General features: G+C 31.5%; 11 protein-coding genes. 9 read left to right on the top strand and 2 right to left on the bottom strand.

Annotated elements, in window-relative coordinates:
• Nucleotides 1-3: 3 nt before the first annotated feature.
• Nucleotides 4-1,065 (bottom strand): 3-phosphoserine/phosphohydroxythreonine transaminase, encoded by a 1,062-nt coding sequence (gene serC / locus AC3ATN_RS07315; protein WP_487532617.1) that lies wholly within the window; start codon nt 1,063-1,065, stop codon nt 4-6.
• Nucleotides 1,066-1,169: 104 nt separating this feature from the next.
• On the bottom strand, nt 1,170-2,183 hold the full coding sequence (locus tag AC3ATN_RS07320) for an acyl-CoA reductase (protein WP_487532618.1): 1,014 nt from the start codon (nt 2,181-2,183) through the stop codon (nt 1,170-1,172).
• Nucleotides 2,184-2,240: 57 nt separating this feature from the next.
• On the opposite strand from AC3ATN_RS07320, the gene AC3ATN_RS07325 reads away from it, so the two are divergent.
• The 9 genes from AC3ATN_RS07325 to AC3ATN_RS07365 form a co-directional block, all read left to right on the top strand.
• Nucleotides 2,241-2,591 (top strand): 4Fe-4S dicluster domain-containing protein, encoded by a 351-nt coding sequence (locus AC3ATN_RS07325; protein ID WP_487532619.1) that lies wholly within the window; start codon nt 2,241-2,243, stop codon nt 2,589-2,591.
• 3 nt (nt 2,592-2,594) lie between these two features.
• Nucleotides 2,595-3,689 carry a redox-regulated ATPase YchF gene (gene ychF, locus AC3ATN_RS07330; RefSeq protein WP_487532620.1) on the top strand — a complete coding sequence of 365 codons (1,095 nt, stop codon included), beginning with the start codon at nt 2,595-2,597 and terminating at the stop codon, nt 3,687-3,689.
• A 107-nt stretch (nt 3,690-3,796) separates the two neighbouring features.
• Nucleotides 3,797-5,647: a DNA topoisomerase IV subunit B gene (locus AC3ATN_RS07335; protein WP_487532621.1), complete on the top strand. Its 1,851-nt coding sequence runs from the start codon at nt 3,797-3,799 to the stop codon at nt 5,645-5,647.
• Entirely contained in the window at nt 5,644-8,238 is a 2,595-nt protein-coding gene (locus tag AC3ATN_RS07340) for a DNA gyrase/topoisomerase IV subunit A (protein WP_487532622.1), read from the top strand. The genes AC3ATN_RS07335 and AC3ATN_RS07340 overlap by 4 nt, the downstream gene beginning before the upstream one ends.
• Before the next feature lie 197 nt (nt 8,239-8,435).
• Nucleotides 8,436-8,585, top strand: a complete 150-nt coding sequence (locus AC3ATN_RS07345) for a hypothetical protein (RefSeq protein WP_487532623.1) — start codon at nt 8,436-8,438, stop codon at nt 8,583-8,585.
• A 348-nt stretch (nt 8,586-8,933) separates the two neighbouring features.
• Nucleotides 8,934-10,652 carry a tetratricopeptide repeat protein gene (locus AC3ATN_RS07350; protein ID WP_487532624.1) on the top strand — a complete coding sequence of 573 codons (1,719 nt, stop codon included), beginning with the start codon at nt 8,934-8,936 and terminating at the stop codon, nt 10,650-10,652.
• 2 nt (nt 10,653-10,654) lie between these two features.
• Nucleotides 10,655-11,572, top strand: coding sequence for a PorP/SprF family type IX secretion system membrane protein (locus AC3ATN_RS07355; RefSeq protein WP_487532625.1), 918 nt, complete (start codon nt 10,655-10,657; stop codon nt 11,570-11,572).
• Nucleotides 11,573-11,583: 11 nt separating this feature from the next.
• A complete protein-coding gene (locus AC3ATN_RS07360; protein WP_487532626.1) occupies nt 11,584-13,731 on the top strand; it encodes an OmpA family protein in 2,148 nt (715 codons plus the stop codon).
• A gap of 25 nt (nt 13,732-13,756) precedes the next feature.
• The coding region (locus AC3ATN_RS07365; RefSeq protein ID WP_487532627.1) for a hypothetical protein at nt 13,757-15,420 on the top strand (1,664 nt) is incomplete at its 3' end.

Here is a 15,420-nt window from a genome sequence, read left to right on the forward strand (position 1 = left end):
ATTTTAAATTTTTTCAAATTGTTGCATACACTGAATCAATAATTCAACACTCTCAATTGGAAGAGCGTTATATATTGAAGCTCTATAGCCACCAACAGATCTGTGACCTTTTAAACCATTTATTCCGTTAGAATCGCATATTTTATCAAAATCAATTGATTTTCGTTCATTTTTCAAAGTGAATGTGACATTCATTTCACTTCTATCTTCAATTTGAGCAAAACCACTGAAAGATGAGTTTCTATCAATTTCATCATATAAAATTCTGGCTTTGTGTTTGTTTCTTTTACCAAGTTCTTCAATGCCACCTTGAGATTCAATCCACCTGAGGTTTAATAATGTTGTGTAGACTGCAAATACAGGTGGTGTGTTAGGCATACTTCCTGCATTTATATATGAAAAATAGTCAAGCATTGAAGGTATTTCTCTAGTAACTTTCCCTAAAATATTTTCCTTTATCACAACAAGAGTGACACCAGCAGGTCCCATGTTTTTTTGAGCACCAGCATAAAATAAGTCAAACAACGAGTAGTCTATTTTTCTTGAAAAAATATCGGAACTCATATCAGCAACTAAAGAAATACCTGTTGAAGGGAATGATTTGTATTGTGTTCCAAATATAGTATTGTTAGTAGTTATGTGAAGATAATTAGCGTCTTCAGGTATATCAAATTCTTTCGGAATGTAGTTGAAATTCTTTTCTTTTGAAGAAGAAGCCTCGATAACCTGTCCTAATCTTTTTGCTTCTTTAATTGCTTTAACAGACCAAGTTCCCGTATTAATGAACGCTGCTTTTTTTTCAAGTAAATTATAAGCTGTCATCAAAAACTGAAGGCTTGCTCCACCTTGAACAAAAATAACCTTGTAGCCTTTATTTTTTAGTCCAGTAATATTAATTACTCGTTCGGAGGCTTCTTCCATTATTGATACAAACTCTTTACTTCTATGAGAGATTTCAATTAAAGATAGACCTATGTCATCAAGCTCTATAATGGCTTTTGATGCTTGTTCTAAAACTTCTTGGGGTAGAATCGAAGGACCTGCACTAAAGTTATGTATTTTCATTAAATCATTTAAAATGCAAATATCAAAAATTACAACACTAATATCTATGATAAATCTTTAATTTTTGAACACAATTATTGAGAAATTGTTAGTAAATCAAAAAATTATAATTTTTCAAGAAAATCAAGAGTATTAATTCCGTCTGCAAAATCAAATAGTTTAGGGTTTTGTGCGTCTCCAAAAGATATAGAATTTTGAATAATTTGATTTGAAACAACACATTGAACTTTATCTAAATTGTTTTTAATTATATCGTTAACTTTTGTGATAGAATCATATTCTGAATAAAAAGCACTTGTAAGAGGTGAGCTGAGTCTTGAGTCTTTTTTTAACATAAAAAAACCATTATCCAAAAAATTATATTCACTCATCAAAAACACAGCCTTATTATAATCATAATTATTTGCGTATTTCGCTGATTCCATTACATTAGAATATTTATATAGTCCACCGAATATTATATTTAAATCATAGTTTTTGGGGATGTATAATTTTGAAATATTCCTACAACCCAAACCATAATGAGCTAAAATATCAAAACCCAATTTCTCAATTTGTTTCTTTGTTTCTTTACCGTTTAAAACAGCAATTCCATTTCTGTTTTTTCTTATTATGTTGGGGATATTTCTGAAATAATAATCAAAATATCTTGACGAATTATTGCTACCCGTTGCAATTACCGCATCATACTTTTCAAACTTATTATCAGAAAAAACAATTTGACCTTTCGTCTCGGTACATTCTTTTTCTAGAAAATCAACAACAAACGGTAGTAAATGCATGTCTTTTTTTGAAAGTTTAACTAATGCTTTATGACCTAAAAACCAGACACTTAATATATCATGAAGTCCTACCAGAGGGATATTTCCAGCTAATACCAAACCTACATTTTTAGGAGATTTTACTGATGAATAATTCTCTAACCAAAGTGAAATATCTATTTCGTTTAGAGATTTCCCCCAAGATAACAAAGCTGTATTAACATTCCACTTTGTAAACCATCCATTCGTATTTTCTAATTTTTCTTGAAATTCTGTGCTTGATTTATTAGTACTAAAATCCTTCAACCAAATACCAAGTTTAATTAAAGTTTGAATTTTTTTTTGTCTTAGGCTCATTAGTTTGTTGGATAGAGATATTGAATGTACTTTTGCAAATGTAAAAACAAAATTGCTATGGCAATTATAATTACTGATGAATGCATAAATTGTGGGGCATGTGAGCCTGAATGCCCCAATACAGCTATTTATGAAGGAGCTGACGAATGGAGGTATAAAGACGGGACTACATTAAATGGTTCTTTTATTTTACCAAATGGTAATGCTTCTGATTCCGAAATTGTTCATGAACCAATATCAGACGAGTTTTACTATATAGTACCTGATAAATGTACTGAATGCAAAGGGTTTCATGATGAGCCCCAATGTGCTGCAGTTTGTCCAGTAGATTGCTGTGTCCCAGATGAAGATATAGTTGAAACAGATTCGGAACTTATTGCTAAACAAAAATTTTTACATCAAGAATAAATTATGAAAGCAGGGATAGTAGGATTACCAAATGTTGGAAAGTCAACACTATTTAATTGTCTTTCAAATGCCAAAGCACAGAGTGCTAATTTTCCATTTTGCACCATAGAACCCAATATTGGGATTGTAAACGTCCCTGACAAAAGATTAAATCAACTTTCTGATATAGTAAACCCTCAAAGAGTTGTTCCTGCAACTGTTGAGATTGTTGATATTGCAGGTTTAGTTAAAGGAGCTAGCAAGGGAGAAGGACTTGGAAATCAGTTTTTAGGAAATATTCGTGAAACAGATGCTATATTGCATGTTCTTCGTTGTTTTGATGATGATAACATAGTACATGTTGATGGTCATGTAAATCCTGTAAGTGATAAGGAAACAATTGATATCGAATTACAATTAAAGGATCTGGAAGCAGTCGAAAAAAAAATAGAAAAAGTTTCAAGATCTGCTAGAACTGGAAATAAAGAAGCGCAGAAAGAATTGAAAGTTATTCAGTTTTTAAAAGAAGGCTTAGAAAAATCATTGAATGTTAGAGGTCTCGACTTTACCGAGGAAGAAAGAACTTTATTTATCAATCCATTACAGTTAATTACTGATAAACCTGTTCTTTATGTTTGTAATGTTTCAGAATTAGATGCCGTTAAGGGTAACAAATACGTAGATCAAGTAAAGGAATCAATTAAAGATGAAAATGCAGAAATCTTATATCTTGCTGTATCAACAGAAGCTGATATAAATGAATTAGATTCTTTGGAAGAACGCAAGATGTTTTTAGATGATATTGGTTTGAATGAGCCGGGAGCATCAAAATTAATTAGATTGACTTACAGTCTTTTAAATTTGCAAACTTATTTTACTGCTGGAGAAAAAGAAGTAAGGGCTTGGACAATTCCAATTGGCGCATCTGCGCCAGAAGCTGCTGGAGTGATTCATACTGATTTTGAAAAAGGGTTTATTCGCGCTGAGGTTATTTCAATTGATGATTTGATTAGATTAGGAAGTGAATTAAAAGTTAAAGAGGCAGGGAAAATAAGGGTTGAAGGAAAAGATTATATACTTAAAGATGGTGATGTGTTGCATTTCCGATTTAACGTTTAGTTACCACTAATTTCAATTTTTCAACAAAAAAAGTTATTTAATTGTTAATACTTTCTCATTTAACTATCAACAAAATTGCATCCTGAACGATTATCTTTAACTCAATTATGAGTAACGATTCTCAATACACAGAAGAAAATATTCGATCTCTTGACTGGAAAGAGCATATACGTATGCGACCTGGTATGTATATTGGTAAATTAGGAGACGGTTCATCACCCGATGACGGAATTTACATATTACTAAAAGAGATTCTTGATAATTGTATTGACGAATATGTAATGGGATCGGGAAAGACCATTGAGATTTTAATTGAAGAAAACAAAGTTAAAGTACGTGATTATGGGAGAGGAATACCTCTTGGTAAAGTTGTTGATGTTGTAAGTAAAATGAATACTGGAGGTAAATACGACTCAAGAGCCTTCAAAAAATCTGTTGGACTTAACGGAGTTGGAACTAAGGCAGTAAATGCATTGTCTTCATTTTTCAAAGTTTCGTCTCACAGAGATAACCATTTAAAGATGGCTGTTTTTCAGCAAGGAGAGTTAGTTGATGACCCAGCAGAGAGTCCAACCAGCAAGAGAAAAGGAACAATGGTTGAATTTATTCCTGATTCTGTAATATTTAAAAACTATAAGTATCGAATTGAGTATGTTGAAAAAATGCTCAAAAATTATGTTTATTTAAATCCAGGATTAACAATCACCTTAAACGGTGAAAAGTTTTTTTCAGAAAATGGACTAAAAGATCTTTTGGAAGACCAATCTAATGAATCAGATTTATTATATCCAATAATTCACTTAAAAGGTGAAGATATAGAAATAGCAATCACTCATAGTAAAACTCAGTATAGTGAAGAGTATCATTCTTTTGTCAATGGGCAAAATACTACACAAGGAGGGACCCACCAGTCAGCTTTTAGGGAAGCAATTGTGAAAACTATCAGGGAGTTTTTTGGTAAAAACTATGATGCTTCTGATATAAGAAAATCAATAATTTCTGCAATTAGCATCAAGGTTATGGAGCCTATTTTTGAGTCTCAAACAAAAACTAAATTAGGTTCAACAGACATGGGTGGAGATTTTCCAACTGTAAGGAGTTACATAAATGATTTTTTAACTACTCAATTAGATAATTATTTACATAAAAACTCAAATACAGCAGAATCTTTACAGCGTAAAATCATGCAAGCTGAGAGAGAGCGTAAAGAGTTATCAGGGATTAGAAAACTGGCAAGAGAAAGTGCGAAAAAAGCTAGTTTACATAATAAAAAGCTCCGAGATTGTAGGGTTCATTTGGGTGATCTAAAAAAAGATAGGCGCTTAGACTCTACGGTTTTTATTACCGAAGGAGATTCTGCAAGTGGTTCAATAACAAAATCTAGAGATGTGAATACTCAAGCAGTATTTAGCCTAAGAGGTAAGCCATTAAATACATTCGGTATGACTAAAAAAATAGTCTATCAAAACGAAGAATTCAATCTTTTGCAAGCAGCTTTGAATATTGAAGAAAGTATGGAAGATCTTCGCTATAATAATGTTGTTATTGCAACTGATGCTGACGTTGATGGGATGCATATAAGATTACTTTTAATTACATTTTTCCTTCAATTTTTCCCTGAACTGATTAAGGAAGGACATTTATATATATTACAAACCCCTTTATTTAGGGTTAGAAATAAAAAAGAAACATTTTATTGTTATTCGGATAGAGAAAAGCTTGAAGCTATTGAGAAATTAAGTGGTAGTCCAGAGATAACTCGGTTTAAAGGTTTAGGTGAGATATCTCCTGATGAGTTTAAATTTTTTATAGGTGAGGATATACGATTAGACCCTGTAATGCTTGATAAATCTGTTACTAGTGAAGAGTTGTTAGGTTTTTATATGGGTAAAAACACTCAAGAAAGACAAAAGTTTATAATTGAAAATCTAAAAGTTGAACTTGATTCAGTAGAATGATAGGAAAGGGAAATAATTTTTTAGAATCAGAAAACAATAAAGATACTCTTGTAAAAATTACAGGCATGTACAAGGATTGGTTTCTTGATTATGCTTCTTATGTAATTTTAGAAAGAGCTGTCCCAGCAATAGAGGATGGTTTTAAGCCAGTTCAAAGAAGGATTCTTCATTCTATGAAGGATTTGGATGATGGTAGATACAATAAAGTAGCCAACGTTGTTGGTCACACCATGCAATATCATCCTCATGGAGATGCAAGTATATCAGATGCAATGGTTCAAATCGGTCAAAAAGAACTTCTGATCGACATGCAGGGTAATTGGGGAAATATTCTAACTGGAGATAGGGCAGCTGCATCAAGATATATTGAGGCAAGATTATCAAAATTTGCTTTGGAAGTGGTCTTCAGTCCAAAAGTAACTGATTGGCAGCTTTCCTATGATGGAAGGAGGAAAGAGCCTGTTAATCTTCCAGTTAAATTCCCAATGCTTTTAACTCAGGGGGCTGAAGGGATTGCTGTAGGATTGTCTACAAAAATCCTTCCTCATAATTTCAATGAGCTGATTAAGGCTTCAGTAGCTTACTTGAAAGGTAGATCATTTAAAATATATCCCGACTTCCAGACGGGAGGTTCGATTGATGTTGATAATTACAATGATGGAATGAGAGGTGGCAAGATTCGAGTGCGCGCATCCATTACTCAACGTGATAAAAATACACTAGTGATAGATCAAATACCATTTTCAACTAATACTTCATCTTTAATTGATAACATACTAAAAGCCAACGATAAGGGTAAAATTAAAATTAAAAAAATTGAAGATAATACTGCTGAAAACGTAGAAATATTAATTTACCTTCCTACCGGTATTTCTCCTGACAAAACAATAGATGCCTTATATGCATTTACTGATTGTGAGTCTTCAATCTCTCCTCTTAGTTGTGTTATTATTGATAATAAACCATGTTTTATAGGAGTTTCAGAAATGTTAAGAATTTCAACAGACAATACTGTTGAGTTGTTAAAAAATGAATTGGAAGTTCAATTGGAAGAGCTTGAAAATCAATGGCACTTTGCCTCTCTAGAAAGAATTTTCATTGAAAATAGAATTTATCGTGACATCGAAGAGGTTGAAACCTGGGAAGCTGTTATTGAGGCTATCAATGTGGGTCTAAAACCTTATGTTAAAATTCTTAAAAGACCTATTGTAGAAGAAGATATAAGTAGACTTACCGAGATTCGGATAAAAAGAATTTCAAAATTTGATATCGATAAAGCTCAACAAAAAATAGAAGCATTGGAAGGCGATATTAGTGAGGTTAAAAATAACTTAAATCATTTGATTGATTATGCCATAAGATATTTTGATCATCTCCTGAAGACATACGGTAAGAATAAGTATAGAAAAACAGAGATTACCACTTTTGATGATGTTGATGCAAAAAAAGTAGTTGTTCGTAATCAAAAACTATATGTAAATAAAGAAGAAGGTTTCATTGGAACAGGTCTTAAAAAAGACGAGTTTATATGCGAATGTTCTGATATTGATGATATCATTGTTTTTACTGCTTCTGGACTAATGCAGGTGGTTAAGGTAGGTAGTAAAGTGTTTATTGAAAAAAACATTCTTCACACTGCAATATTTAAGCGAAAGGATTCCAGAACTATTTATAATATGATATATCGAGATGGAAAAAATGGAACCTATTTTGTTAAAAGATTTCCAGTTAGTGGTGTCACAAGAGATAAGTCCTATGATTTAACACAAGGAAAATCAAGCTCTGAAATTCAGTATTTTTCTGCTAATCCAAATGGTGAAGCAGAGATAATATCAATAAATCTAAGAAACACTGGAAGTATAAAAAAATTGAAATGGGATTTAGATTTTGCTGATTATATAATCAAAGGGAGAAATTCAAAAGGAAACATTGTAACTAAGTATACCATTCGTAAAAATGGTATTGAACTTAAAGAAAAAGGAAAGTCTACGCTAAAGCCCAGAGATATATGGATAGACACTACAGTTCAGAGGTTAAATACTGACGGTAGAGGGAAACTTTTGGGAGCATTTAAAGGTGGGGATAAATTACTTGAGATTACGGGAAATGCGACTGTGAAAGTTATGATTCCGGAGATGACTCTTCATTTTGATAAAGAACAGTTAATTCTTGAGAAGTGGCTTCCTAGAAAGCCAATTACTGCGGTTTATTATGATCCTTACAAAAAGAAATCATTTTTAAAGAGATTTTTAATTGAAAATGAGAATAAAGAAGACTTTTTCATAAAAGAAAAAACAGAACTTTTATATATCACAACTGAAGGAAGACCTGTTTTAGAAATTCACTTTTCTAAGCAGAAAAGGGGAGAAGATGCTCCTAAATCGATACTTGTAAACGTAGAGGAGTTTATCACTATTAAAGGAATTAAAGCAATAGGAAATCAGCTTTCTGATAAAAAGATCAAATCTGTGACTCTTAAAGAAAGCTTGCCGTATTCAATTGATCATATAGAAATAGCTACTGAAGAGATTGAGGTGAATGATGAGATCCATCTAAGTAATGAAGATTCTCAAATCACACTTGACCTTTAAAGTCATAAAGTATTTATTAATCATTATGATCTACTTCTTTATCAAAATATAAAGAAAATATCACAGAATATACTTACGGAGATGGCTATTCAGATAAAGTAAAATTTGAAATAAAAGCCACATGTTTTAATTATGTAATCAAGCTATTTGATGGTAATTTAATTATAGATCTTGTAGAAAATGAATGGATCGATGAAATGAACGGAAGGGTCTACGATAATGTTTTTAGACTTTTCAATTATTGTGATTTTCCTAAAGATAAGAAAGAGCGAGAAGAATTCTATTTTGACTTAAGGAATGCTCCATCAGATAATTTATGTATGAATATGGATGGCATTCAAACCTAAAATTGATAAGCCAATTAAAACAAATGTTTGTAAGTTATAATTTTACTTGTTTTTAACAAGGAAAAAAATAATATAACGTAGTAGTAATGAAGTAGTTATTAATTCATTATATTGAATACTATTTTATAATTTCGACCCTAACAAAAATAGATAAATGATAGGTGAATACTTATTTTATAATGACTTTCCCAAAGGTGTAAAATCAATCTATTGCAATGGTCGTACTTACACACGAGAGGAGTTTTTGATTGAAAAAGATCAATTTTTCAAGAGAAAGTCAAATAGAAAAAATCATAAAACTTCGGTTTGATTTTTAATAAAATTTGTGTGCCTAGTAAATAGTTAGGATTGATTTATAAAACAATTATTTTTTTCAGTGTCTTCTTCGGTTCTGCTCAGATTGATAAAACTGATCACAAATCCTTAAATGATTCTATTAGTAAATACTCTGAAATAGATCCTAACAAGGCTCTCGATTATGGATTTGAGGTTCTTAAAATAGCGGATGTTGTTAATCCAAATAGAGAATTAGTCTCTACATATAATTTAATTGGACAACTTCTAACAAATAAGAAATTATATGCTGAGGCCTTATCTTATTTTTCAGAAGCATTAAAATCTTTTAAACTTGTCGATAAGGATAGATATTATCATGAAAAAAACGTTAACTCTCCTCCGTGGGTACTTGTTAATATTAGTAATTTATATTATGCCATTGGTGAAATTGATAATGCAAAATTAAAAGGAAAAGAAGCTGAAATTAATTTTCTTTTATTTGATGATGATAGAAAAAAAGAAATTGGTTTAAATACTGTATATGGTAATCTAGGTCTTTTTTTAACTCATGAAAAGGATTATGAAACGGTAGAGAAACTTTACTTAAGGGTATTAAGTAGTAGAAAAAAAATCAAGGATTTAGAAGGAGAAATGTATGCCTATAATCAACTGATAAATTTATTTTTAAATACTGGGGATCTTTATAATTCCAATGAATTTTATAACGAAGCTGTAATTTTATATAATCAAGTTAAAAGTGAATCTGGTATTCTAGAAAAATCATATTTACAAAGAAATTATGGATATATTTTTCTTCAATATGGAACAAGGTATTTTAGAGAAAATGAATTTAATAATGCACTTGATTACCTATACAAAACGAAAATTATTCTGGCTGCATTTCCTGATGAATTACCTTTCATCGATTCAATGATTTCTCGCTGTTTTCTTGGTCTTAAAGATTATAAAAATGCGGAGATAAGTGCACTTCAAAATCTTTCTTCAAAATCACTGAGCACTAATCAAAAAAAAATAAACTATAACGTGCTTCAGAGTGTTTACACTCAAAAGGAAGATTTTGATAATTTAATCAAGGTAAAAGATTCATTGATTAAAATGGGTGGTATTATAAATACATCAAAAATAAGAGGGGCTTTTTCAAAACTAGAGACACAGATTCTGTTATCTAAAAAACAAAGTGAGTTAAATGAGAGTAAAATCAGATACAACACATACTTATTCATACTCATTATTGGATCTGTTATACTTGTTTTTTCATTTATTACAATGAGGATAAATTATAATTATCAGAAGGAGCGAAATATTCGTCTTCAAATAGAGCAGAGCATAACAAAATCAAGATTAGAAAAGAAGCAATTAGAGTTGGTTAGTAAAACAAATTTTATAGCACAAAGAAATGAGTATTTAGATTCTCTGAAACAAAATATCAAAAAAAATAAAAATGATAATCGGCCCAATGAGGATCTATCTCAGGGTATTGAAAATGATATTAATAAAATTATTGGCTCTGAAAAAGTATTTAAAAATTTTGAGAGTCAATTTACAGAGGTATATCCTGAGTTCTTTAAAGCTTTAGTATTGAAATATGGAAAACTCTCACAAACTGATCTTCGTTTGTGCGCTTACATTAAAATGAATCAAAGCGCTAACGAAATTTCTCAAATAACAGGAGTTTCGTTAAGAACAGTTGAAACCCAAAGATATCGATTAGGAAAAAAAATAAAACTTTCAGATTCTGAAAGTCTTAACTCAGTTATAATTTCTATTTAATAATGAAAAACTTATTCTTAATATTTTTTGGAATACTAGTGAGTCTTGAAGTATGTTCACAACAAGACCCTCAATACACTCAATACATGTATAATACTATGAGCATAAACTCTGCTTATACGGGTCAAAGAGATGTATTGAGTGTCACGGGTTTATATCGTACACAATGGGTGAGTATTGATGGTGCTCCAAAGACACTAACATTTGGAATTCATTCTCCTTTAAAAAACCAAAATCTTGGTATAGGGTTAAGTATTGTAAGCGATCAATTAGGGCCAATAAGAGAGGACTACATAGATCTAAATTTTTCTTATACAATAAGATTAAATGAATTAACGGAGCTATCATTTGGGCTTAAAGGAGGATTACATAATTTAAATTCAGATTGGACTAGGGGAGTTCTTTTTCAAAATACTGATCTAGCTTTTAATGAAAATATAAGTTTGTTTTCTCCAACAATAGGGGTCGGGTTATATTTACACTCCACCAGGGGTTATTTAGGACTATCCTTACCAAATATTTTAACTACGAAGCATTATGATGATTACAAAGGTTCTTTAGCCTCAGAAAGTTTACATTTTTTTGTAATTGGAGGGTATGTATTTAATATTGATAATAGTATAAAGTTAAAACCAGCTTTTATGGTGAAAGCTGTTTCTGGCTCCCCCATTATAGCAGACCTTTCAATGAATACAATGTTTAATAACAGATTTGTATTAGGCTTAGCATACAGGTGGGATGATTCTATTAGTGGGTTGACTGGTTTACAGGTAAGTGACACTTTATTTGTTGGTTATGCCTATGATTACAACAATTCTATGGGAAATAAATATACGGGAGGGACTCATGAAATTATGTTGAGGTTTGAATTACAAGAAATAACTAAAAGATTAAAAATATTATCACCAAGATTTTTTTAAAAGCTATAACAATGAAAAACAGACTATTTATAATATCGTTATTTACATTATGTCTTGTTAAGGTTTCTTTTGGGCAAAAAAACACAATTAAGAATGCACAAAAAGAATATGATAATTTATCATATATCAAAATAATTGAACAGCTTTCTTCATCAGCCGAAGTTGGCAAAGATGATACAAAGACTCTTCTCCTGGCAAATTCGTATTATTTTAATGGACAAATGAGGGAGGCTTCTAGATGGTATAAACAATTATTGTCATCAAATGAAGAAGCTTTGGACAAAGAAATTTATTTCAGATACGCGCAATCCTTAAAGGCGGTTGAAAATTATTCTGAATCTGACAGTATTATGAAGAAGTTTATTAAGTCAAACCCAGAAGATTCAAGAAGTAAATTATTCAATATAAATTACCTTCAGGTAATAGATTTATTATCTGAAGAGTTCCCTTTACGTAATTTAGAGATAAACACTTCCTTTTCAGATTTTGGGACATCCATTTATAATGGTAATTTAATATTTGCATCTTCAAGGAATAAAAAAAATAAATTATATAATTGGAATGATCAACCTTTCTTAGATATATTTCAATTTGATAAAGAAGGTAATATAACTGAAATAACAGGCAAGGTAAACACCAAGTATCATGAGTCTTCAACAGCTTTTACAAAGGACGGAAAAACCATTTATTTTACAAGAAATAGCTCAAGAAAAAATGATAAAAATATAATTGGTTTAAAAATTCATAAAGCAACTTTTAGAGATGAAAAATGGAGAGACATTGAGTCATTACCATTTAATAGTGATGACTATAATGTTGCTCATCCAACTTTAAGTATTGATGAAACAAAATTATACTTTACATCTGATATGCCTGGAACTATTGGTAGTTCAGATATTTTTTTAGTTAATATTAATAAGGATGGCACTTTTGGAACTCCACAAAATTTAGGCATAAAGATTAATACAGAAGGTCGTGAAAACTTTCCTTTTGTGAGTGATAATGGTACATTATATTTTTCATCGGATTCTCATATTGGTTTGGGAGGTTTGGATATTTTTAAATTTAATAATATTAATAACCTTTCAAATTCAAAAGAAGTAGCAACTAATATTGGAAAACCGATTAATAGTCCGAAAGATGATTTTGGATACCTTATAAACGAGGTTAGTTTAAATGGATATTTCACCTCAAATAGAGCTGGGGGAAAAGGTGATGATGATATTTATAGTTTCACTAGAAATCCATGCGAACAAAGTGTTAAAGGAGTTATAGTTGATAAAAATACACTTGAAAGTATTCCTAATGCTGATGTTACTATTTATGATCAAGATAATAATACTATTGAAACATTTAAATCTGATATTAATGGTGCATATGCCCTTGATTTAGTTTGTGACTTTAGCTTATATAAACTTATTGGTGAAAAAGAAAACTATAAAAATGACACATTAGTTTTTACTAATAGTTCAGAAAAAATAAAGAATTTAAAGTTGGTTTTAAAACCAGTGCTACAGTATACTTCCAATAAAAAAGATGAATTAACATGCTCTCATTTTAGTATAATTGCTGGTTCATTTAGCAATAAATCTAATGCTGAAAGAAAAATGAAATCTTTAATAATTGAGGGTTATGATGCAGCTATAGCTGAGATTAATCCTGAAGGCCTGTTTAGGGTCGCATACGGTCGTTTTAAATCTAAAAGCAAAGCAATTAAACTTTTATATCACTTAAAATATACTTTAAAAAAAGATGCTTGGTTTTTAATTGAGGATAATACTGCTTTGTGTGAAGATTTTGAACTAAAACATATTTTATATGATTTTGACAAGTCTAATATAAGACCCGATGCGGAATTAGAATTGGTCAAGATCATTAAATACATGAATGAATTTCCAAAAGTTAAAGTTGTTTTATTATCTCATACAGATTCAAGAGGTGATCAACCCTATAATTTAGCCTTGTCAATGAGGAGAAATAAATCTGCCACTGAATATTTGGTAAATAAAGGAGGTATTTCTGAGGAGAGAATTACAGTAGAAAATTACGGTGAAACAAAACTTATTAATGAATGTCCAAATGGTGAAATTTGTAATGAATTCGTGCATCAAGATAACAGAAGAACTGAATTTGTTTTTATAAATGAATTGAATAATTAATTAGTGCAAACTAAAAATGTTTAATATGAATTTAAATAATGGTATTTATAAATATGCTATAATAGTTATAATCTGTGTGTTTAATATGAATTTTATTCAAGGTCAGGGAATTAGTTCTACTAATTCTAATGTGATTGAAAAACATACAGGCTTACCTTCAAATGCATTTTATAACCAACAAAATTCTCCTACAGGATATGATCCTGGTGATACCAATGTTATAACTATTGAAGCGGAGAATTTAGTTCTAACCTCAGCTATTATAAACTCATTAAATCAAGGTGGTTCATACTATCAGTTTGAAGGTTTAGCTGTTGGTGAGGTTGTAAATGTTTATCTGTTTTATTTGAATCATGATGGTTCCAACTTTAGATCATCACCTGGGATTGTCACTTTTGATAATGTTATTAAAGGTATTTATCTTGAGCATGATCAATTCAAGCATTTTACTGGATCAAATTTTTCTTCAAGTAATTATGATTCATCTCCTCCTAGTGGTATGAGGTTTGAGCCAACTTCCTTTAATAACGGAAATTGGCACTCTTCATGGAATGACTCCTCTGCTGATGATTGGTTCCTGAGGTATGGAGGTGGCAAAATTTTTAAAGCGGGTTTAAAGAATGGATTAAAGGGCGACTTCTTTAGAATAGTAACTAGAGGATGTACAGATCCAACAGCCAATGCAGGATCAAATGCCACAATTGATTGTAATAATACAAGTGCTGTTATTGGAGCCTCAGCCGTATCAGGCCTTACTTATGCTTGGACTCCGTCTACAGGTTTATCTGCAGCTAATGTTGCACAACCCACAGCAACACCAAACACCACCACAACTTATAGTTTAGTGGTCACTAACGCATCTGGCTGTGAAAGTACTGCTGATACAGTTGTAGTAACGGTAGATAACGCAGCACCAACAGCCAACGCAGGGTCAGATGCTACAATTGATTGTAATAATACAAGTGCTGTTATTGGAGCCCCAGCAGTATCCGGTTTTACCTATGCTTGGACCCCATCTACAGGGTTAAACGGGCAATATGCACACCCCACAGCAACACCAAACACCACCACAACTTATACTCTAGTAATCACTAATTCATCAACTGGTTGTACAGATTCCGATACAGTTGTAGTAACGGTAGATAATGCTACTCCAACAGCTAATGCAGGGTCAAATGCTACAATTGATTGTAATAATACAAGTGCTGTTATTGGAGCCCCAGCAGTATCCGGTTTTACCTATGCTTGGACCCCATCTACAGGGTTAAACGGGCAATATGCACACCCCACAGCAACACCAAACACCACCACAACTTATACTCTAGTAATCACTAATTCATCAACTGGTTGTACAGATTCCGATACAGTTGTAGTAACGGTAGATACTGCTACTCCAACTCCAAATGCAGGATCTGATGTTACTATTGATTGTAATACTACAAGTGCTACCATTGGAACTTCAGCCGTATCCGGTTATACCTATGCATGGACTCCGACTAACGGGTTATCCTCATCTACAGCGGCACAACCTTCAGCCTCACCAAATACAACTACAGCATATACCGTTGTAGTTACAAATTCCTCCACAGGTTGTTCAAGTATTGGTGATGTAGTAATAGTTACCGTAAATAAAACTACTCCCACAGCCAACGCAGGGTCGGATGCTACAATTGATTGTAATACGACTAG

Source organism: Candidatus Marivariicella sp. (assembly GCF_983056325.1).